General features: G+C 54.4%; 18 protein-coding genes and 6 pseudogenes. 12 read left to right on the top strand and 12 right to left on the bottom strand.

What is annotated here, in order from left to right:
• Nucleotides 1-8: 8 nt before the first annotated feature.
• From V3W40_RS31385 to pstS, 5 genes are all read right to left on the bottom strand, one after another.
• The gene (locus tag V3W40_RS31385) at nt 9-692 is read right to left on the bottom strand and encodes a hypothetical protein (protein WP_330216318.1); all 684 of its coding nucleotides are present in this window, start codon (nt 690-692) and stop codon (nt 9-11) included.
• Nucleotides 693-786: 94 nt separating this feature from the next.
• Nucleotides 787-1,548 carry a phosphate ABC transporter ATP-binding protein PstB gene (gene pstB / locus V3W40_RS31380; RefSeq protein WP_330208528.1) on the bottom strand — a complete coding sequence of 254 codons (762 nt, stop codon included), beginning with the start codon at nt 1,546-1,548 and terminating at the stop codon, nt 787-789.
• Nucleotides 1,549-1,623: 75 nt separating this feature from the next.
• On the bottom strand, nt 1,624-2,535 hold the full coding sequence (pstA, locus tag V3W40_RS31375; RefSeq protein ID WP_330216317.1) for a phosphate ABC transporter permease PstA: 912 nt from the start codon (nt 2,533-2,535) through the stop codon (nt 1,624-1,626).
• A complete protein-coding gene (pstC, locus tag V3W40_RS31370) occupies nt 2,535-3,500 on the bottom strand; it encodes a phosphate ABC transporter permease subunit PstC (RefSeq protein ID WP_330216316.1) in 966 nt (321 codons plus the stop codon). Before pstC ends, pstA begins: the two co-directional genes overlap by 1 nt.
• Nucleotides 3,501-3,569: 69 nt before the next feature.
• The gene (gene pstS, locus V3W40_RS31365; protein WP_330216315.1) at nt 3,570-4,601 is read right to left on the bottom strand and encodes a phosphate ABC transporter substrate-binding protein PstS; all 1,032 of its coding nucleotides are present in this window, start codon (nt 4,599-4,601) and stop codon (nt 3,570-3,572) included.
• A gap of 1,220 nt (nt 4,602-5,821) precedes the next feature.
• On the opposite strand from pstS, the gene V3W40_RS31360 reads away from it, so the two are divergent.
• The gene (locus V3W40_RS31360) at nt 5,822-6,289 is read left to right on the top strand and encodes a hypothetical protein (RefSeq protein ID WP_330208526.1); all 468 of its coding nucleotides are present in this window, start codon (nt 5,822-5,824) and stop codon (nt 6,287-6,289) included.
• Nucleotides 6,290-6,831: 542 nt separating this feature from the next.
• Here V3W40_RS31360 and V3W40_RS31355 read toward each other — a convergent pair.
• Nucleotides 6,832-7,821 carry a reverse transcriptase domain-containing protein gene (locus V3W40_RS31355; protein ID WP_442962882.1) on the bottom strand — a complete coding sequence of 330 codons (990 nt, stop codon included), beginning with the start codon at nt 7,819-7,821 and terminating at the stop codon, nt 6,832-6,834.
• 545 nt (nt 7,822-8,366) lie between these two features.
• Nucleotides 8,367-9,338, bottom strand: a pseudogene (dmpG, locus tag V3W40_RS31350) (4-hydroxy-2-oxovalerate aldolase).
• Between dmpG and V3W40_RS31345 the strand changes: the two are divergent.
• Both V3W40_RS31345 and V3W40_RS35030 read left to right on the top strand, forming a co-directional pair.
• Nucleotides 9,337-9,501: a diguanylate cyclase domain-containing protein gene (locus V3W40_RS31345; RefSeq protein WP_330208525.1), complete on the top strand. Its 165-nt coding sequence runs from the start codon at nt 9,337-9,339 to the stop codon at nt 9,499-9,501. The pseudogene dmpG and the gene V3W40_RS31345 overlap by 2 nt on opposite strands.
• A complete protein-coding gene (locus V3W40_RS35030) occupies nt 9,489-9,635 on the top strand; it encodes a diguanylate cyclase domain-containing protein (protein ID WP_442962881.1) in 147 nt (48 codons plus the stop codon). The genes V3W40_RS31345 and V3W40_RS35030 overlap by 13 nt, the downstream gene beginning before the upstream one ends.
• Before the next feature lie 457 nt (nt 9,636-10,092).
• Here the strand turns inward: V3W40_RS35030 and V3W40_RS31340 are convergent, their stop codons facing one another.
• From V3W40_RS31340 to V3W40_RS31325, 5 genes and pseudogenes are all read right to left on the bottom strand, one after another.
• Nucleotides 10,093-10,386 (bottom strand): hypothetical protein, encoded by a 294-nt coding sequence (locus V3W40_RS31340; RefSeq protein ID WP_330216314.1) that lies wholly within the window; start codon nt 10,384-10,386, stop codon nt 10,093-10,095.
• Between the two features lie 163 nt (nt 10,387-10,549).
• The gene (locus V3W40_RS31335; RefSeq protein WP_330216313.1) at nt 10,550-10,999 is read right to left on the bottom strand and encodes a hypothetical protein; all 450 of its coding nucleotides are present in this window, start codon (nt 10,997-10,999) and stop codon (nt 10,550-10,552) included.
• 158 nt (nt 11,000-11,157) lie between these two features.
• A pseudogene (locus V3W40_RS35025) lies at nt 11,158-11,751 on the bottom strand (methyl-accepting chemotaxis protein); the annotation flags it as partial.
• A gap of 312 nt (nt 11,752-12,063) precedes the next feature.
• A pseudogene (locus tag V3W40_RS35020) lies at nt 12,064-12,705 on the bottom strand (MCP four helix bundle domain-containing protein); the annotation flags it as partial.
• 193 nt (nt 12,706-12,898) lie between these two features.
• Nucleotides 12,899-12,988, bottom strand: a pseudogene (locus V3W40_RS31325) (cytochrome B); the annotation flags it as partial.
• Nucleotides 12,989-13,177: 189 nt separating this feature from the next.
• Between V3W40_RS31325 and V3W40_RS31320 the strand changes: the two are divergent.
• The 9 genes and pseudogenes from V3W40_RS31320 to V3W40_RS31275 all read left to right on the top strand — a co-directional run.
• A complete protein-coding gene (locus tag V3W40_RS31320) occupies nt 13,178-13,855 on the top strand; it encodes a thermostable hemolysin (RefSeq protein WP_330208521.1) in 678 nt (225 codons plus the stop codon).
• Nucleotides 13,845-15,326, top strand: coding sequence for an AMP-binding protein (locus V3W40_RS31315; protein WP_330208520.1), 1,482 nt, complete (start codon nt 13,845-13,847; stop codon nt 15,324-15,326). Before V3W40_RS31320 ends, V3W40_RS31315 begins: the two co-directional genes overlap by 11 nt.
• Nucleotides 15,323-15,997, top strand: a complete 675-nt coding sequence (locus V3W40_RS31310) for a TenA family transcriptional regulator (protein ID WP_330208519.1) — start codon at nt 15,323-15,325, stop codon at nt 15,995-15,997. Before V3W40_RS31315 ends, V3W40_RS31310 begins: the two co-directional genes overlap by 4 nt.
• A complete protein-coding gene (locus V3W40_RS31305; RefSeq protein ID WP_330216312.1) occupies nt 15,984-16,793 on the top strand; it encodes an SDR family oxidoreductase in 810 nt (269 codons plus the stop codon). Before V3W40_RS31310 ends, V3W40_RS31305 begins: the two co-directional genes overlap by 14 nt.
• On the top strand, nt 16,790-17,434 hold the full coding sequence (locus tag V3W40_RS31300) for a tetratricopeptide repeat protein (RefSeq protein ID WP_330208517.1): 645 nt from the start codon (nt 16,790-16,792) through the stop codon (nt 17,432-17,434). The genes V3W40_RS31305 and V3W40_RS31300 overlap by 4 nt, the downstream gene beginning before the upstream one ends.
• 11 nt (nt 17,435-17,445) lie before the next feature.
• Complete coding sequence (locus V3W40_RS31295; RefSeq protein WP_330208516.1) at nt 17,446-18,105, top strand: response regulator; 660 nt, start codon at nt 17,446-17,448, stop codon at nt 18,103-18,105.
• Nucleotides 18,105-19,475 carry an ATP-binding protein gene (locus V3W40_RS31290; RefSeq protein WP_330208515.1) on the top strand — a complete coding sequence of 457 codons (1,371 nt, stop codon included), beginning with the start codon at nt 18,105-18,107 and terminating at the stop codon, nt 19,473-19,475. Before V3W40_RS31295 ends, V3W40_RS31290 begins: the two co-directional genes overlap by 1 nt.
• 515 nt (nt 19,476-19,990) lie before the next feature.
• Nucleotides 19,991-20,575 (top strand): annotated as a pseudogene (locus V3W40_RS31280) (methyl-accepting chemotaxis protein); the annotation flags it as partial.
• A 399-nt stretch (nt 20,576-20,974) separates the two neighbouring features.
• Nucleotides 20,975-21,118, top strand: a pseudogene (locus V3W40_RS31275) (integrase); the annotation flags it as partial.
• Nucleotides 21,119-21,260: the final 142 nt, after the last annotated feature.

The following is a 21,260-nucleotide window of genomic DNA, read 5'->3' as shown; positions in this document are numbered from 1 at the left end:
CCACCTTGTTAGAGCGGTGAAGACTGGCCTTTGAGAAAGAACTTCATGGGGTCGTGTACTTGTTCTTCTAAAAATGCTGCGTATTTTTTCTTGATCTTGGGCAATTCGTACAACGCCTTGACGCCATGTTTGGCAGAGTTGCGTATCACCGAGGACGGGTTGAAATAACCTTCGGCATTTTCCAGTGTCAACACGAAAGGGGGCAGGCCTGCGCGCATGAGCAGATAGCTGACAATGAGCGACCCACTGCGGTTGTTACCCTCAATGAACAACTGCGGTTTGCTGAGAATGCGTACATAGACGCCTGCTGCGCGCTTCCAGACCGAGTCGCTGTGATAGGCACAATACCAGTTGTACAAATCCTTGATGCCCCCCTCAACATTGTTGAAGAAATGCGCCTCGGTCGCTGCCAGGTGCTGCGCGTAGTCCAACCGGCACGCCGGGTCCCGGCCACAAAGCACCGTGGCGTTGATCTCCAGCATCAGGTTCAGTTGCTGAAGATCAAACAGGTCGACGCCGCGGGCAACATATTCGTCAACCAGCGCATAACCTTCAAGCACGTTGTTCAGAACTTCATCGGTCAACGGGTCGCGCGGCTCGGTGAAGTGCTGGCTGAGCTGGGTAAAGTGGCTTTGCACTTGCCGTAGTGCGCGTTCAATTGCGGGTAAATCAAGGCGATGCGTAGCAGGCATTGGTACTCCCTGGAAATACTTGGTAATAGTCTACCGGATGCCCGCCAAATCCATTTAGCTTCTGCAGGTATGCGGCCTTGACCCGATGTGTGGCTTAGCTGAACTTGCCGCTGATGTAATCGCTGGTCATCTGTTCATGCGGGTTGTCGAAAATCTGCGCCGTCGGGCCCATCTCGACCAGATAACCGGTGCGCGTACCCTGAGAAATATCCACCGAGAAAAACGCCGTGGTGTCAGCGACGCGAATAGCCTGCTGCATGTTGTGGGTGACCAGGGCGATGGTATAGTCCTTCTTCAACTCAACCATCAACTCCTCGACCCGCCGGGTAGCGATCGGGTCGAGCGCCGAACAGGGTTCATCCAGCAGCAGGACTTCCGGCTCGGTGGCAATGGCTCGGGCGATGCACAGGCGCTGTTGCTGGCCGCCGGAGAGCGATAGGCCGCTGACCTTAAGCTTGTCTTTGACTTCGTCCCACAGCGCGGCGCCTTGCAGGGCATGCTTGACCCGGTCACCGATGTCGCCCTTGTAGCGGTTGAGGCGCAGGCCAAACGCGACGTTATCGAAAATGCTCATCGAAAACGGGTTCGGTTGCTGGAATACCATGCCGATGTAACGGCGCACGACTACCGGATCAACGCCTTTGCCGTAGACATCCTGTCCGAGGAAATGCACGTGGCCCTCGAAACGGAACCCCTTCACCAAGTCGTTCATGCGGTTGAGGCTGCGCAACACGGTGCTTTTGCCACAGCCGGAAGGCCCGATGAACCCGGTGATCTTGTTTTTTTCGATCGGCACATGGCTGTCACGGACCGCCATGAAGTTGCCGTAGAAAATCTTGTCCAGTTTGCAGTCCATGACTACAGGCGCCTGAGTGACAAACGGAGCGGCTATTTGCGCAGTGGATACGTTCAAGATTAGATGCTCCCGTTCTTAATACTTGGGCTTGCCGAAAATACGGCTGATGATATTAACGAACAGCACGATCATCACCAGCACCAGTGAGGCCGCCCATGCGAGTTCAAGCTGGTTATCAAAAGGCATCCCGGAGAAGTTGTAGATCAGCACCGCCAGCGAGGCCGTCGGGTTCATGACTTCGAGGTTGCCCTGGTGGTAAATCCAATAGTTGCTGAACAGTGCGGTAAACAGCAGCGGCGCGGTCTCGCCAGCGGCACGCGCCACGGACAGCATGACGCCGGTGAGGATGGCCGGCATGCCGGTTGGCAAGACGATTTTCCAGATCACCTGCGAGCGGGTGCAGCCCATGCCATAGGCTGCATCCTTCATGATCTTGGGCACCATGCGCATCGACTCTTCCGCCGTCAGCACGATGATCGGCAGCATCAGCACAGCCAGCGCCACACCGCCCGCCGGCGCCGAGTAGGTGCCAGTGGTCATCACCACCAGGGCGTAGGCGAACACGCCGGCCAGAATCGACGGCAGATCGGTGAGCATCTTGGCGGCAAACCGTGCGGAATTCCCCAATTTGCTGTCCGGTCCAAGCTCAGCCAGGAAGACTGCGGCCATGATGCCGACCGGCACCGCGATGGCGGCCGCGATGCCGACCATCACGAAGGTACCCGCCATGGCATTACCGAAACCGCCACCCATCTCGAAGCCGGTCGGCGGCAGCTCGGTAAAGACTTCCAGGTTCAGTCGCGCGCCACCGCGGGTGACGAGCATGTAGAGCACAGAAATCAGCGGCACACTGGCCAACATCGCTCCCGCCCAAACCAGGGTGGTCAGAATCAGGCTGCGCAGCGCGCGGCCTTCGAACTTGCGCTGCAAGCTGGGCAGCGCGCCCGCTGGCGCGGTCAAGTCTGTTGCGGCGGTCAGGTCAGTCATCACTTATTACCCCGTTGCGCATACATCATGATCATCGAGCCAATAATGTTCACGATCAGCGTAATCAACATCAGCACCAGGGCTGCATACATCAACACTTCGATCTCGTTCGGCCCGGCCTCGGGGAAGTTCAACGCCAGCAGGGCGGCGAGCGTGTTGGCCGGAGCAAACAGCGAGAGGGAAATGTTGTTGGCATTGCCGACCAGCATGGCCAGCGCCATCGTTTCACCCAGCGCGCGCCCAAGGCCCAGCACCAGAGAGCCGAAGATGCCGGTGGCGGCAGAGGGCACCATCACCTTGAGAATGGCTTCCCAGTGCGTCGTACCCATGCCATAGGCAGCCTGCTTGGTTTTCATCGGTACGCCGGTGAGCGCATCCTGCGACACGGCGGCAATGGTCGGTAGAATCATGATCGCAAGTACCAGCGCCGCGGGTAGCAGCCCGGGCCCGCTCAGGGACGTGCCGAAAAAGGGAACCCAGCCGAGCTCGCTGTTCAACCAGCTGGTCAGTGGCCGAATCGCCGGGATCACCACGTAGATCCCCCACAAGCCATAGACCACGCTGGGAATGGCCGCGAGCAGTTCGACGATGGTACGGAAAACGGCGGCGAGCTTGGGCGGCAGGAAATCCTGGGTCAGGAAAATCGCCATGCTGACGCCGAAAAAACCGGCGATCAGCAACGCAATAAAGGCGCTGTAGAGCGTGCCCCAGATAGCCGGCAGAATCCCGTATTTGCCCTGGTTGACGTCCCAGACGCTGCCCAGGAGCACGTCGAAACCGTGTTTCTCCATGCCGGGAATTGCTTTGCGTCCCACCTCGAACACCAGCGCAAACACCAGCGCCAGAATCAGCACCACGCCGATGCGCGCAAGCGCACGAAAAGTGCGATCAACCAGGAAATCCTTCGTCGAGGGTGGCTGACAGGCTGAGTCCGGATTGACCGGTACGACAAAAGGTTTGTTCATGGGCTAAGTCCAGAACAGGGGGGCTCTCACGGCGTGGCGCAGACACACACCGAGAGAGGCCTCACGGTTTTACTGAATGTTGGCGGATGCCTTGCGAACCTGCTCAACGACCGATGGCGGCAATGGGATGTAACCCATCGAATCGGCAATCTTCTGCCCTTCGGTCAGGCTGTATTCCACCATTTCCCGCATCGCCTTGGCCTTGGCCGGGTTGCCGTTGTCCTTGCGGAAGATCATCCAGGTGTAGGACGTGATCGGGTAGGACTTGGCGCCTTCCGGATCCGGCAGCCAGGCCACCAGGTTCTTCGGCATTTTCACCGCCGCCAGGGCCTCGGCACCGCTTTCAGCGTTCGGCACGACGTACTGGCCGGCCTTGTTCTGCAATTGAGCAAAGTCGACCTTGGCGAGCTTGGCGAAGCCATATTCGATATAGCCAATTGCGCCTGGAGTCTGGCGCACGGTTGCCGTCACACCGTCATTTTTCGGCGACTTGATGAACTTGTCACTGGCCGGCCAGTTGACGGTGTTGCCTTCACCCAGCGCCTGTTTGAAGTCTGCGTTGATAGCTGCCAGGTGCTTGGTGAATACCGCAGTCGTACCGCTGGAGTCCGCACGTACAACCACAGTGATCGGCGTATCGGTCAGTTTCAGGCCAGGGTTGGCGGCAGCGATCTGCGGATCGTTCCAGCGCGTGATCTTGCCCAGGAAGATGTTCGAGTACACATCGCGTGGCAGCTTGAGGCCCTTGGGACTGCCCGGCAGGTTATAGGCCAGCACGATTTCACCGGCGGTCATCGGCAACAACTGCACACCTTCGGCGACCTTGGCGATGTCTTCATCTTTCATGGCCGAGTCACTGGCCGCAAAGTCTACGGTTTTGTTCAGGAAGTCCTGTACGCCCGCGCCGCTACCCTTGGATTGGTAATCCACGGTGACAGTGTCGGATTTCTTGCTGAAATCCTTGAACCAGGTCAGGTAGATCGGTGCTGGAAAACTCGCCCCGGACCCCGTCAGACGGACATTCTCCGCAGCGAAAGACACGGAGGTGGCGCAAAGAGAAAGCGTAGCGACGAGCGCGGCAGACTTCATAAAACGTTTCATTGGGGACTCCTTGTGATTACGGATTCCCGAACCCTGCATTATTTTTGCTACGATTTCATGAATTCTGAGTGATGACAGGTCCTTTGCGTACGGCCAGCAGAGGAATTCTTATATAACTGGCTCGTAACTAAATTGTGCATAACAATCTTCCAGCTCCTCTCTTGCGCGCGTCTCAGAAGCCACCTTATATAACATACTCATCGTGACCGGATAGATCAGAGTGACGCTGTAATTGGAATTACTCGAAGACTGTCATGACCTGAACGTGCTGTTCGATAAGCACCTAAAGGAAGAGACTGAGAGGGGCGCTCGAATAGCTTATTTCAGCGACCTGTTCCGTCTGGTAGAGTTCTAAAGCTGGGTGGCCAAGACGGACTAAAACGTCGTGATCCTGTTCAAAGGGGGGGTTGCGGCCGGAAAGCGGCTTTGTCAATCATGTCGCCCAGCACCAAAGTACTAGAGTCTGCAGGGGCGCCGCATTACCCGCCCCCACGGACCCAGAAAGCACTCGGTGGTACTTCCAGTGCCGTGTCTGAATAGCCGCGGATTTCATAGAAACCTCTCTGCCTTATAAAAAAGAGTGCGGACGGACACGCTCAATGCAGCAACTACTGCACAACTGCATGCATTCTAACCAAGGAGGAAATCAATTGGCAGTATACGTATATCAGTATTTAAAATCGTGCAAGTCCATATATCTAGATTGCCAAGATAGACTTTTCACTATATACTGGCAAACTGTAATATAGATAAAATGGGCAACCTCAACAAAACCCTTAACCCCCCTATAATAAGCATGATTGCGGTCGGTTCTGACTTACTATATTGCTATTTCCTTAGAAACGCATTAGGAAAACTTTTGCACCTAAAATAGAAAGGAGATTTTTATGGGAAGGCTATCTTTTGTCGCAGGAGCACAAGTATCAGGCTCGGATAGGGCATGACTATGGCATCGAACACCGATACCACGCTATGGGCTGCGGCGGGAGCCGCGATAGCGATGCGAGTTGGAATGGCCTAAGAGGCTACGCAGTCGGACAGGGGAAGTGGCCTACAAAAATTAAGCACTGGAGCACGACAGGCATTTACAAGTGGGATTAGGGGCTTCCTTTTTGCCGCAGCCCCACCGGTATACTGCCCTTCAGCGCATATTGAACTGTTCCCTTAACGAACGAGCAGCCTATTAACTCATTATATTTTCTTACGGTACAGCAAAAGCCATGAGCAATAAACCAGTAAAAAGACTCTCCTTAAAATTTCAAATATCAAAAGACCCCTTCAAAGTATTCGCTTTTTTTGAAAAAATCATCATCACATTCATAACAGTTTTTGTTGCATTATTTCTGACAATAAAGATCGAGATTATGACCCCGTCCCTGATTGGCGGAGTTATAGTGGTAGCTATAGGCGCTTCAATAGCAGTCTTCGCAAAAAAAATGTACTATGACCAAGCTCTGTCCGAACTAATTACAACCTCCAACACAGGCCCAATAGACATTGAGAGACATATTATTTCACTCAATTACAAAAAGTCTGGAAATAAAACTTACTCTTCGAACATAAAGCTGTTTAGTATTTTCTTTCACTGCAACTCAGAATTAATAACATTAGAAAAGCAAAGCAATATTATGGTGTTAACGGGTCCTTACGACAAAATGGAAAGTCTCTTTAAGTCCTTCAATCATTAAGGAGACTCTGAAGAAGACTTCCTAATTTGGCAAAATGTCCAGACACCAGTCGCCGAGCTTTTCGATGATGAAGAAGATGACCTTCGTCGACGCGTACGGCGGCAAGCGCAAGCAGACCCAAAACGCGAATTCGAGGTCGCGGTAGGAATGGCTGTCACCTGCCACCCCCCGCACAGATCCGTACGTGCAGAATTACCGCATACGGCTCCTGCCTTGGGTTTTAACGCCGAAGCGGGTTATGGGATAAGGATGCATTGGTAGCTCACGTGGATAGGGTATGAACAACCGGGCCAGCGCAATCATGCGCTCCCAATTCAAACGGTGACGCTGACTTCGTCGCTTGAGAGCATGCCTCCACGCCCAGATAATTTCACGGCGAAAAGCATCCAGTCGCCGAGTATTACCGGGAACGTGGTAATAATGGCAGTACCCTCTAAACAACCGATTCAACCACTGGCCAATCACTGGGACTGGCTCGTGCCTGCGTTTGTGAAGTTGCGCCCGTATCTCTTTGAGTGTTGCCCTCATGCGCTTGCCAATGGTTACACGCCCAACCACGAACATACCGCTCTTGGTTTGATCACAGAAATGGGTGAACCCGAGAAAATCGAACGTTTCGGGCTTCCTTCTCCGCGTTTCTTACGATCTTCGACCGCGAACCAGCCAAACCGCAGCAAACGTGTTTTCTCTGGATGCAAAGTCAGGTTGAACTGGGCAATTCGAACTTCCAACGCATGGCGAAAACTCCGTGCATCTTCAAGCTTTTCGAACCCTAGCACACTGTCGTCTGCGTACCGCACGGCGATCATCTCGCCCTGTGCTGTACGCCCACGCCATTGCCTGACCCACAAATCCATCACATAGTGCAGGTAGATATTGGCTAACAGCGGTGAAATGGGCGAACCTTGTGGTGTGCCCTGTTTCGCAGGAATGCGCTTTCCGTTTTCAAGAACACCTGTGCGTAACCATCGGGCTATTAACGCCAACACCCGTCGATCCGCGATTCGGTGTTGCAGGAAACACATCATCCACTCGTGATCGATGGTGTCAAAGAACGCACGAACATCCACGTCCAATACCCAGCGCACACGAGAGTTTTGTATTCCTACCGATAAAGCGTCCAATGCATCGTGTTGCCCTCGACCAGGGCGAACCCCATACGAAAGTCCGAGAAAGTTCTGCTCATAAATCGCATTGAGCACTTGCACGACTGCGGCCTGGACGATCTTGTCTTCCAGCGCAGTAACGCCCAGCGGCCGCTCGCTACCGTCTGCCTTGGGGATGTACATCCGCCGGACAGGTTTGGCTCGATAGCGACCACTGTGCACTTTGTCGTGCAGCACTTTTAACTTCATGAGCAGGTCTTGCTCGTACTCTCGCCACGATAAGCCATCCACACCACTGGCCGCATCTCGCTTGAGGTTGTAGAAACTCTCGCGCAACAACTCGACCGTTAGGTGGTGCAGCAGGCTCGTGAACTTGACCCGGCGGTCGTGCCGGGCTGCTTGACGTAAAGCGAGCAACCCTGACAACGCACTTGTCCGGCTCTGCGTTCGGGATGCGGAGGCTGTTCACTGTTCCCCTTGGCTAACTCCCTTTCCTCCATTACCTCCGCTGAGCCAAGCTCATTGTTCGGTACTACAGAGTTATCCGACTTCTCATGCGTAAACGGCAGACATTTGGCTTGTGGCCTCTTCTGCCCCGTCTGGCGTGTCACGACCAGACACGAATGAGATCTCCCAGCTTCCGTACAGTTGACTTCCCAGCATGCTCAGGGTCTACGACCGCGCAGGGCGTGAAACATGACTTGCGATTATCGTCATGCACACTGTGGCCTTCCGCTTCACATAAGAGCGTCGGCGCCCCGGACTCATGATTTCGCGGCTCAATGGCTGGCCTGCTGGTTTCCCCTGCCAACGCTTCGCCATACACCTCGCGGTGTATCACGCATGACTCGGGGTCGAGGTGTTTCGCCGTAACTTCTCTCGTAGGGACTTTCACCCTTTATCAACTGCCAGCTTGGCTGGCCCACTCAGCGCTCCAAAAGGTCCAGCGCCACATCAACAATCATGTCCTCCTACCCGCCTACCATCCGGCGCTTGCCCAGCTCCACCAGAATGTCCACGGCCTTCAAGCCATACCGCGCCGCCGCCACTTCAGCGTGCCGCAAAAAGCTCGAATACACCCCAGCATAACCCAGCGCCAAGGTCTCGCGGTCGACCCGCACGGGGCGGTCCTGCAGCGGCCGCACGATGTTGTCGGCGACGCCCATCAGTGCATACAGGTCGGTGCCGTGGTTCCAGTCCAGGCGGCCGGCTGCGGCGATGAACACTTCCAGCGGCGCATTGCCCGCACCCGCGCCCATGCCGGCGAGGCTTGCGTCGATACGGTCGCATCCCTCCTCCACGGCCACGATGGAGTTGGCCACGCCCAGACACAAGTTATGGTGCGCATACATGCCGGTTTCAGTCTCGGGCTTGAGCTCGGTTTTAACCACCCGAAAGCGCTCGCGGATGTCCTGCATGCCCATCGCGCCACCGGAGTCCACCACCTAGATGCAGTGGCGCCATAGCTCTCATTTTTTTGGCTTCCAGCGCAAGATTCTGCGGGCTGGTGAGGTGGCTCATCACCTGGAAGCCCACGGTGTCCATGCCCAAGGTGCGCGCGTATTCAATGTGCTGGCGGGCGCAATCGGCCTCGGTGCAATGGGTGGCGACACGCACCACCCGCACCCCGGCATTGTATGCGACCTTGAGGTCGTGCACGGTGCCGATGCCCGGCAGCAACAGCGTCGCCACCCTGGCGTGGCTGATCACGTCGCTGACGGCCTCGATCCACCAAAGACGGTATGGGCACCAAAGCCGTAGTTGAAGCTAGAACCCTGTAGCCCGTCACCATGGGACACTTCGATGGAATCGACACGGGCATTGTCCAGCGCACGGGCGATGGTCTGTACGTTGTTGATCGAGTAGTGATGCCTCACCGCATGGCTGCCGTCACGGAGAGTGACGTCGCTGATGTAGAGCTTCTTGCCGGGATCAAAAGTCATGTCGTCAGCCTCACAAATCCATCGACCGCGCCATGCGTTCGGCGGTAAGTGGGACGTGGCCATCCGTTGGGGAGGCGAAGAATTTCTCATTGTACTTCCCCGAACAAGCGGTAAGGATGCTCTAAATTTAGCTGAGCGCCTGCGGGACAAATGTCGCCCATGAAATTTTCAAAAGTTGACTCCAAAGAAGTTTTCGTTACTCTTAGCTTAGGCGTTCCCATGCTTAGATCAAATGATGCGACATTCGACACAACCCTGCATAGGGCTGACCAAGCACTCTATGAGGCGAAGCAGTAAGGCCGAAATCGAACGATGGTAAACTTGTAATCTATAAGTTAACTTTTGTTAAGCAGACTCTAACTACGATGCCTTAAGGATGGTTTGAAGTAGTCACGCGTTCTGGCTGACTTCAGCCTTCGCTGATTTTGAAAACGACGACTCGACCAAAACGATCAGATCATCCGCTTATTTCTGAGCTTTTACAGCCACAAGCTACCTCGCAACCGTCATTTCCCAATGGGTCAGTTTTCGATCAGCGACAACAGCCGGAAGGGCTGAAAAATGAGGAGAAGGGTCAAATTTCGACGGGGGGGGTCGCTTTTTGAAAAGCAATGACGACTCAATAGCGGAAAAATAGCCCGCTATTTCAGACCATCCCTAACAAAAAAACATACCAACCAACAAATATGAGACCAACAACAACACCAGAATAAAATATTGAAAAATTTCAATTTTCTCATTCAAAATTGCTTACTCAAATTTGTCGATTGACATTCCATCTCAAAGATTCTACCTGCGACTTAAGATCTTCAAGCTGTAATAAGCATTGAGAGAGCAAAACCGAAAAAGTACTTCTCTCGACTTCATTCCCTACTCTATTGATATGTTCGGATACCATATGGAGGCAGGCACCAATTTTATTTGAAAGAAAATCCAACTGTTCAAAAGCCAAATTTTTCATGCTATCAATTTCTACAGCCCAAATGTAAAGTTGTCCCTCTAAACTCTCTAGACCTGACTTGTTAAAGCGACGGACTTCACGGGCCACAACGGACATCCTTTGCTCGGTCAATCGTATAGTCTGTATAAGCCCCGCAACTGACTTGCCAACGGCCTTTTGAGCGTCCTTAAGGACTTGAACTGACTCAACTAATTTGTGTTCCATCTGCACCTAACCCTCTCGATCATATAGTCCCAGTGCAAGCACCACCTCAACGATCGCAACCATGTCCAATCATCATCTGCTCCAGGCAATTATTCTGCCATCCCTCAAGCGCACAGACTAAGTCGTTCACAGCAAAGCACATGTCAACGAGCGGCTTTAAATCTTTTTGAGGCGGTGCAGTCAACACATATGATTCGGCATAACGTACGAGCGTCGAAGCATCAGCAATAAAATTTTCTATCAGAAACCGCGCCTTACCTAAGGATTTTTGCAAATCACTATTAAGAGAATCGGCATCCTGGCCGCTATTCTCATATATCACCAATCCCGAATCCCTCGCCTGCCCTTCGAGTGATAGCGAATTATCTCGGACAGACACCAGTTTAGTGATCATTTGTATTGAAAAATGCAAAGATCTAATCTGACGAATTAGTTCTTTACCGACTCTATTTTTTTCTTCCAGCGAGCTTAGCCAGTGATTACAAAGATTAGACATCACTATCATCCATTCACGTTAAATTATCGACAAACCACATTGGCAGTCTGTAATTTTTAGAAATTTCAGCCAACTGAGAATATTACCCCCCTTGACACAAGCAACAAATGAAGCGCCCCACTCTAAAACACTGTTTTCGAAATCAGCGCCCTAGATGTTTAAACTTTGAATCTTGCAACTAATCGACTTAGCTCAACGGCCAAGGTAGAAAGTTCAGCGCTGGCCACAGACGTTTGTCGTGAACCTGCCGCCGACTGGATAGAAAGATCACGTATACTGACAAGATTTTCGTCAACTTGTCTTGCAACCTGCGATTGTTCTTCCGAGGCTGTTGCTATCTGTACGTTACGGTCGTTGATACGTTCAATCGACTCAGTGATCTCCGCGAGTGCTAATCCCGCCGACTGAGCCAGCGCTAACGTTTTACCTGCTTGATGGCTAGTCTGGTCCATGGAAGTGACTGCCTCAGTAGAACTCGCCTGAATGGTGAGAATCATTTTTTCGATTTCGCTTGTCGACAACTGGGTACGATGAGCGAGCGCCCGAACTTCATCTGCCACCACGGCAAACCCACGGCCGGCCTCCCCGGCCCGTGCAGCCTCAATCGCGGCATTAAGTGCTAGCAGATTCGTTTGCTGAGCGACTGAGCGGATTACATCAAGCACTCCACTAATATCCGTTGCCATCGCTGCTAAGCCGCGCACGTTAACCGAGGTCGACTCAACGTTATCCACCATGATATTAATCGCAACCACCGTTTCATCTACCTTACCTCTACCGGCAATTGCCGTCTTTGCCGTGCTTGAGGCTGCACTGGAGGCTTCAGCTGCATTGCTCGCAACTTCGTCTACGGCCGAACTCATCTCGTTCACTGCGGTCGCCGCCATTTCTATTTCATTATTCTGACGAATTAATCCCTGAGAGGCGTCTTCCGTGACGGCATGCATTTCCTCTGCTGTTGCTGCTAATTGGGTTGAAGAGTCGCCTATTTGAATGATAGCGATGCGCAGATTGCCCTGCATTGTTGATAATGCGTCAAGGAGGCGCCCCATTTCGTCAGTGCCATCGGCGTATATCTCCTGACCAAAATCGTTAGCCGCAATACGCTCAGCAATCATCAACGACTTGTGCAATGGAGTCATTATGCTTTTGGTATAGAACCATGCAAGTGCTATAGTAGCGATTAAAGAAACAACAATAAATGAACTGGCCAAGGTTATCGTTCGACTATAAGCGCCTTTGGCTTCGTCGCCAGCCGCGTTTGCTTTTACGTCATTAATGTCCTTCAACGCTAAAATATTGCGTTCGACGGCATCATAAACGTTTCTTACTGCGCTATTCGTAAAGCTGATCGCCTCACTAAAATTCTTGGCATCCACCAATGCCATATACTTCACTTGAACATTATTGAGTTTCTCGACTGAGTCTTTAAGGCTACTAATGGCAGCCAGGCCTTCGGAAGTGACGATAAGACGAGATAAGTTGTCCATGCTTTGCTGGATTAACGATTGGGAGCGAATAATATCTTTCTTGCTATCCGCTCTTACAGAATCATTCTCGCCTGCATTACGCAATTTGCTGTTACTATTGCGCAGACTTAAAAATTCACGCTCAAGTACACCTAAGACTTTGAAACTAGACACAATATTCGTCTCAATCTTCTTTTCTGCGCCATTTAAAACCGAAGCTTGCTGTATTGAGAACACACCTAACACGACGATCAACGTACAAAAAAACCAAAACAAAGGGCCGAACGAGCAGCTAGATTAAGTTTTCGTAAACTCATGTAAATCTCCCTCAATAATGGCACACGGTTATTCTTCGGCCAATAATTGAAATACTTTAGTTTCGAAAATGGATTTCGACGAATGGTGCTCCCCGTACATAATGTCACTATCTGGCATATATCCCGACGAACAGGGCGAGCATCAGCCAGTGCAGGGTTATTGAAATTTTTCCATATCGGGTTACGGCGGTGTCTCTGGTCATAAGAAGCGCCTGTTGATTGTTGTGAGGGGCGGTTGATCCGGTTGCCTTGAACCGGCTGCGTCATCCTGCTCGTTCAATCTTAAGAGAGTCTGAAGATCGACTCACAGGCTAATCTTCTTTCACCCTCAGACTTCGTTAAGAAATGGCTTGGATACTTCGCTCAAACTCATTGAGGGAGGCGTTCGGCCCATGCCCGATTTTGACTGGAACATCCCCCTGCCTTTGCATTTCGGCCAGGCTAAAACGTCACCGCTAACCCTGGCTGGTGCTTTGCCGAACGACGCTTTGCGAGCGACGTTCGAAGACTTTATCCAGCAGCGTTTCCGCAAGGCCCACGGCGCCGACATCCGCCACTTCATGCCCGAGCTGTTCGGTATGCACAACGGTGAGGGCCAGTTGTGCGCAGTGGCCGGCGTGCGTCGCGCGCACCTTGAGCCGCTGTTTCTGGAGCGGTATCTGGATGAACCAATCGAGCCTTTGATCAGCGCGGCGGCTGATCAATCGGTAGACCGAAATGCCATTGTCGAGGTTGGAAATCTGGCGGCCAGCGACACCGGCAGCGCACGCCTGAGCATCATCGCCATCACCTATCTGCTGGCCATGGGTGGCCTGGAATGGGTGACATTCACTGGCAATATCGGACTGGTCAACAGCTTCCATCGTCTCGGACTGAAACCAGTGACCTTGTGCGCCGCTGATCCGGATCGACTGGGTGACGAGCGCCAACATTGGGGCAGTTATTACGAGAGCAAACCCTGGGTGCACGTCGGCAACATCCGCGCCGGGTTCGTCCACCTACGCAATATCGGCCTGTTCAGCCGCCTGGGTTTGCCGACCTCAATTGAAGGAGCCTGTCATGTCGCTTGAACTGCAACGCTTTCAGGAAACCTTGCGCGAGCATGCCCGGCGCAATGACAGCGCGACCGCGCTGTGGGGCGATACGCTGAAACTCGATTACGCCACCCTTCATGCAGAAGTGCTGTATCGCCAGGAGCGCCTGCGCGATGAGCAGGTGCAAGTCGTCGCCCTGGCGCTGGACAACGGCGTCGATGCAATGCTCTGGGATCTGGCGGTTTTGTTCGAAGGGTTGACCTGCGTAACGCTACCGCCGTTTTTCAGCGCGGCGCAACGCGCCCATTGTCTGGAGCAGAGTCAGGCCGAACGCGTGATTGCCGAACCGGAGCTGGAACCCGAACTGCGCGCTGCCAGCTATGAGCAACGTGGCGAGTTCTGGTGTCGCACCTTCAGCAGTCAAAGACGCATGCCGATGGGCACCGCCAAACTGACTTTCACATCTGGCACCACCGGCACGCCGAAAGGTGTTTGCCTGAGTGCCGACAGCCTGTTGCGGGTCGCACGAGAGTTGGATCAGGCGAGCGAAACCACCAACCCGCAACATCACTTGGCACTGCTGCCATTGGCAATTCTACTGGAGAACCTCGGCTGTTATGCCGCGCTGTATGCCGGTGCAATGCTCAGCTTGCCGAGCCAGAAAACCCTCGGCATTCAGGGCGCCAGTGGCGTCGATGTCCCGCACCTGCTGAGTTATCTCGCCGGGCGTGCGCCGGAGAGTCTTATCCTGGTGCCACAGCTGTTGCTGATGCTAGTCAACGCGGCCGAACAGGATGCCTTCTCCCCGCAAGCTCTGCGCTTTGCGGCGGTCGGTGGTGCACGAGTTTCCAAAGATTTGCTGGACCGTGCGCAACGGGTCGGCCTACCGGTTTTTGAAGGTTACGGTTTATCCGAATGCGCGTCAGTGGTGTGCCTCAACCGCCCCGGCGCACTTCGACCCGGCAGCGTCGGTCGACCGCTGCCCCATGTCGAAGTGCGGTTGGCCGAAGACGGTGAAGTGCTGATCAAGGGCTCGACGCTGCTCGGCTATCTAGGGGACGCAACGTACGTCGATGAGTGGTGGCCGAGCGGCGACCTGGGCGAGTTAGACCCGGAAGGTTTTCTTTATCTCAAGGGCCGCAAGAAGCATCAGTTCGTCACCAGTTACGGGCGCAACGTCAACCCGGAATGGGTCGAGGCCGAGCTGACCCAGCGCCGCCAAATCGCCCAGGCGTTCGTTTACGGCGAGTCCTTGCCGCGTAATCACGCCCTGCTCTGGCCGCACCGCCAGGACTGTACCGATGCCGAACTAGCTGCTGCCGTGGCCGAAGCCAACGAGGCGTTGCCCGATTACGCCCAGGTGCATCAGTGGACGCGCCTGCTGCAACCCTTCACCGCCGCCAATGGTTTTCTAACCGCCAATGGCCGCCCACGCCGCGATGCCATTGTCGCGCAGTACCACGCCCAATTGACCGAATCCGTTGTCCGAGAGGAATCCGTATCATGAGTTTTTTCGACACCCTGCAAGAAGCCACACAGCATGAACGCCACGAGCTGTTCAACCTGCCGATCATCCTCGATGCGTTGCACGGCAAGGTCAGCCTCGATAGCTATCGGGCTTTTCTCGCTCAGGCTTACTATCACGTGCGCCACACCGTGCCATTGATGATGGCATGCGGCGCACGTTTGCCGACGCGTCTGGAATGGTTGCGCAAAGCGGTGTGCGAGTACATTGAAGACGAATACGGCCACGAACAGTGGGTGCTCAATGACATTGCGGCCTGCGGAGGTGATCGCAAAGCCGTGCATGATGGCGAGCCTTCGCTGCCGATAGAGCTGATGGTGAGCTTCCTTTATGACCTGATTGCCCGAGGCAACCCGGTGGGTCTATTTGGCATGGTCAATGTCCTAGAAGGCACGAGTATCGCCCTGGCCACACACGCGGCAGGGAGCATTCGGGAGCGCCTGGCGTTGCCGGAAATCGCCTTCAGTTACCTGAGCTCTCACGGTTCGCTAGACATCGAACACATGCAAACCTATCGCCGCCTGATGAACCAATTGGAAGATCCTGAGGATCAATCAGCAGTGATTCATGCTTCAAAAGTCGTGTACCGACTGTACACCGACATGTTTCGTGGCCTGCCGCGTGACGCGGAGACCGAACATGCAGCTGCGTAACGCGCGCGTGGTCTTGACCGGTGCTAATGGCGGTATCGGCATGGCTATCGCCGAAGCCTTGTGCGCCGCCGGTGCTCGAGTATTGGCCGTGGCGCGGCGTCAGGAAGCCTTGGCTCCACTGCTCAAACGCTACCCTGACGCCCTGTGCTGGGTCGCGGCTGACCTGACACTCCCAAGCGACAAACGCAAAGTACTCGCCGCCGCCGAAGAAATGGGCGGAGTCAATCTGTTGATCAACGCCGCCGGGGTGAACCACTTCGCCATGCTCGAACAGTTAGAAGACAGTGATATCAATGCGATGCTCGCGGTGAACATCAACGCGCCGATCTGCCTGACCAAGCTATTGCTGCCACTACTCAAGCAGGCCGATAGCGCCATGGTAGTTAACGTCGGCTCGACCTATGGCTCGATCGGCTATGCCGGTTACGCCAGCTATTGCGCGACCAAGTTTGCCCTGCGCGGGTTTTCCGAAGCGCTGCGCCGAGAGCTGGCCGACACCCGGGTCAGCGTGCTCTACGTCGCACCGCGGGCCACCCGCACGTCGATGAACAGCGCGACGGCGCAAGCCCTGAACGACGCGCTCAAGGCCAACGTTGATGATCCACAAACCGTGGCCTCGGCGGTGATCCACGCGATTGTCGGTGACCGCCGCGACCTGTATCTGGGATGGCCCGAACGCTTCTTCGTGCGCCTCAACAATCTACTGCCGCAACTGGTCGACCGAGGGCTGCGCAAGCAGTTGCCCCTGATCCGTCGCTTCAGCGAAAAACCCGAAAACGAGACCCTCAAGCCATGAAAAAAATCTTCGCGTGCCTGTTGATAGCAACCCTCAGCCAAAGCGTTTGGGCCCTGGAGGCCGCCGACCAGCAGCGCCTGAGCAGCATTCAACAAACCTGGGCGCACATCCAATATGAAGTGGCGGAGAAACAGCGCGCCGCCGCGTTCGAGCAGTTGTTCAGCGAAACCCAGGCGTTCACTGCGCAGCGCCCGGCGGTGGCCGAAGCCTGGATCTGGAAAGGCATTGTCACCAGCAGCTGGGCCGGTGCCGAAGGCGGACTCGGAGCACTGGGCAAAGCCAAGGAAGCTAAGGCCGACCTGGAGAAGTCCCTGACCCTCGACCCCAAGGCTCTGCAAGGCTCGGCCTATACCAGCCTGGCGGCGCTGTATGATCGTGTGCCCGGCTGGCCTATCGGTTTTGGCGACAGCGACAAATCTGAACAGCTGCTCAAGCAGGCGCTGCAACTCAACCCCGATGGCATCGACAGCCTATACTTCTGGGGCGATCACCTCTACCGTCAGAAACGCTACGCTGAAGCAAAAGCAGCGCTGCAAAAAGCCCTGCAGGCGGCGCCGCGTCCCGGCCGTGAAACGGCAGATGCGGGACGCCGCAAAGAGATCACCACTCTGCTGGTGGACGTCAACAAGAAACTCGACTGACAGGAGTCCGCGTGCGTTTATTACTGATTGAGGATGATGTGGCGCTAGGTGAAGGCATCCATCAAGCGCTGGGGCGCGAAGGCTACACCGTCGATTGGCTCAAGGACGGCAGCAGCGCGCTGCATGCCCTGCTCAGCGAAACGTTCGATGTCGCTGTGCTGGATCTCGGTTTGCCACGCATGGACGGTCTCGAAGTGCTGCGGCGCCTACGCGACAGCGGCTCGAACCTGCCGGTGTTGATTCTCACCGCCCGCGATGCAACCGAAGATCGCATTGCGGGGCTGGATGCCGGTGCCGACGACTACTTGATCAAACCGTTCGACCTGGCCGAACTCAAGGCGCGATTGCGAGCGCTGTTGCGGCGCAGTGCCGGACGCGCGCAAGCGCTGATCGAACATGCCGGCATCATCCTCAACCCCGGCACCCAGCAGGTCAGCTACCAGGGCCATCCCGTAGCACTGACGCCCAAGGAGTATCAGTTGCTGCATGAACTGCTCTCACCTCCGGGCCGGGTGATGACTCGAGATCAACTGATTCAACTGCTCTATGGCTGGAGTGAAGAAGCGAAAAGTAACACTCTAGAAGTCCACATCTATCACCTGCGCAAAAAATTCTCTACTGAGCTGATCCGCACCATTCGGGGTGTGGGCTACCTAGTGGAGGAGCGCTGATGACTTCGATCCGCCGCCGTACATTGACGCTGATCATTGGCCTGCTGCTGGCCGGTCTGGCGGTGCTCAGCCTCTTCAATCTGCACGATAGTAATCATGAAATCGCCGAGGTTTACGATGCTCAACTGGCGCAGAACGCGCGCTTATTGCAAGGCGTGATGCTCATGCAGCTGGGGAGCAAGCAACAAGCTGAACTGTACCGGGCCTTCAATACCGCACTGGGCGAAGCGCTGCCGCGCGGCGATGGTCATCCATACGAACGGAAAATTGCTTTTCAGGTATGGAACCCTCGCGGGGAGGTGTTGGTGCACACCGCCAGCGCGCCGTCCTTCAGTTCACCGCCGACGCAACCGGGTTTCAGTGATGTGGTGGATTTTAACCATCGTCATTGGCGCGCCTTCCTCCTTGAAGACCCACAAAACGGCATGCGCATCTGGGTTGGCGAGCTCGATGATGTGCGCGCTGATCTGGTCGACCGCATCGTGCGTCATACGCTATGGCCGAACATCGTCGGCAGTTTACTGCTCGCGGCGATGGTCTGGCTCGCTATAGGCTGGGGCTTGAAGCCTTTGGCAAACATGGCCGAGACCTTACGTGCCCGCAACAGCGGTTCACTTGAGCCATTGCAACTGGCCCCGTTGCCCAGCGAACTAGAGCCCATGCAGGCGGCGCTCAACCGCATGCTCGCGCAGATTCAAGAAGTGCTTGGCCGCGAACGACGCTTCATTGCCGACGCTGCCCACGAAATGCGTACGCCACTCGCCGTGCTGCGGGTGCACGCGCAAAATCTACTGGAGGCAAGCACAGAGCAGGAACGTCGAGAATCGCTGGAATTCCTCATCTCAGGCGTTGATCGCACCAGCCGATTGGTCAACCAGTTACTGACCATGGCGCGACTGGAACCCCAACCCAATCCGCCAACGCTACAGCGCATCGACCTCTGCGAAACCGTGCGTAATAGTCTCGTGCAACTGACACCGTGGTTGTTGAGCAAAAACCTTGAACTGATATTCGATGTCAGCGACCAGCCATTTTATGTATTTGCCACCCCCTCCGCCATCGACATCGCGCTGAGCAACCTGATCACCAACGCAGCCAATTTCTCTCCCGAACACGGGGTAATCGCTGTGCAACTGAACCAGGCTGATGGCTTCTGTCATTTGACCGTCGACGACCAGGGGCCGGGAATTGATGAGTCATGTAGAGAGCGATTGTTTGAGCGTTTCTATAGCCGTGGAACGGCGCAAGGCGCCGGTTTGGGGCTAACCATCGTCAACACAATAGCCCTGCGTTTGAACGGACGTATCGAACTGGTAAACCGGGCAGAGGGAGGTTTGAGGGCTACGCTTTCAATTCCAGCCAAAAAATAATCGCAAAGCACCAGACGATTATTTGGTTTCACACAGTCGTTAAACATCGTACGGGATGATAAGGCCACAAGTTCAACCTAGTGAAAAACTTTCGGGAATTTTAAAGGCCATCAATGTGGTGATGGTGTTTCGCGGTTTGTACACACATCCGTTTTGGCTCCAGAGTAGGCTCTCACCAGCGTACTCTTTTGGCCGATTCTGTTGAAAAAGTAGATCTCCTGCCTGGCCTGCGGAAAAATCAGGTCATCGGCCAGCGGGAGGATTCGCAGCATGATGGGACAATTGTCGAGCAAACAAGAGAGACTGTTTTACTCGTTCAACATTGAGGATCACATCCCAGCCAATCACCTCCTGCGCAGCGTCGACTTATGCCGGTCAAGGCGCACGCCGTGCGCTGGTCAAATCCGATGCAAACAGCTGGTCAGGTCGAATGCAAATGGGTGGTCAAATCTATGCAATTGCGCATCTGCCAGATGACGTGGCTGTTGGCGCTCATTGAAAACTGACCCACACAGCTTGTGGTCGGCGCAGTGGCTGGTCTCTTTGGGTTAGCTTTCATTTGGCTGATGGCGACGACAATTACCAAACCCACTCTTAGAGTTGCAGAAATGTTTAAGGGCATTGCTGCTGGCGAAGGCGACCTTACACATCAATTGACATACGATCGAAAAGACGAGATGGGAGAGTTAACAGGCTGGTTTAACAAATTTCTCGACAAGCTGCAGCCAATAATCGCAGCAGTGAGTCGTTCAGTCTCAGATACGCGCCGTACTGCGGATCAAGCATCCAGCATTGCCAATGAAACCAATGCGGGTATTTAGCAGCAGTTTCGCGAGGTTGATCAGGTTGCGACTGCCTCTCAGGAAATGAGCGCAACTTCACTGGATGTCGCGAAAAATGCGTCTCTAGCAGCTGAAGCTGCACGTAATGTCGATACCGCAGCTCGCGAAGGGATGGCCACGATCGATCAGACGACCCAATCCATCGACCGCCTTGCTGCGGACATTGATAGTGCCATGCAAGAGGTTGAAGTGCTGGCATCAAATAGCAATGAGATTGGTGCCGTCCTTGACGTCATCCGCGCCATAGCGGAACAGACGATTCACTAAGCCATTTGATGCGTTGCTCATTTTGCGAGAGTCTGCGTTCTGTCACTTCATAGCTATTAGTCTTCGTCGGTCACGTTTGACGTAATCCCCTGAAGCCTCGAATATCCGGGAGAATAATCCCTGATTGAAGTGTTGTGAGAGACAGTCGGGCTTCCGGAGTGATCTTTTTAGTCGGCAGCCCTCTGTAGCCTCCCCGTACCAAGAGGCTTTTTTATTTCACCATGACTCCAGCACCGAACTTCGCTGGACTACGCCGACGCCCAATACAAAAAGCTTATCAATAAGTTAGGCGCGTTCAACATATGCCGGTATCTTCCGAAACCTGACCTGACTTGCCCTCTGCTGACCCCCATAAGGTTCCAGGGAATTGGGTTTTACCGAGGAGTCGGCATGGCGAAAATCAAACTCACCAAATCCACGGTCGATGCGGCAAAAGTCCAGGCTCAGGCCTTAGAACTTGTGGACACACTGGTGTCCGGATTCCTTTGCAAGGTTACGCCGGCGGGCCGCAAGGTGTTCCTGCTTCAGTACCGGCTGGCCAATTTCAAGGCCTTGTTACAACAGCACGCACCACCCCGGCGCCTTCAAACGACTGATTTGACCTGCGCACTGCACTGACGCAATGTTCAAGTGCAATGCTTCAACACAAGATTGCATCACTGCGTATAATTTTCTT

This window comes from Pseudomonas sp. AM8 (assembly GCF_036346475.1).
Classification (GTDB): Bacteria; Pseudomonadota; Gammaproteobacteria; order Pseudomonadales; family Pseudomonadaceae; genus Aquipseudomonas; species Aquipseudomonas marginalis.
This window is presented reverse-complemented; position numbering and strand designations above follow the sequence as displayed.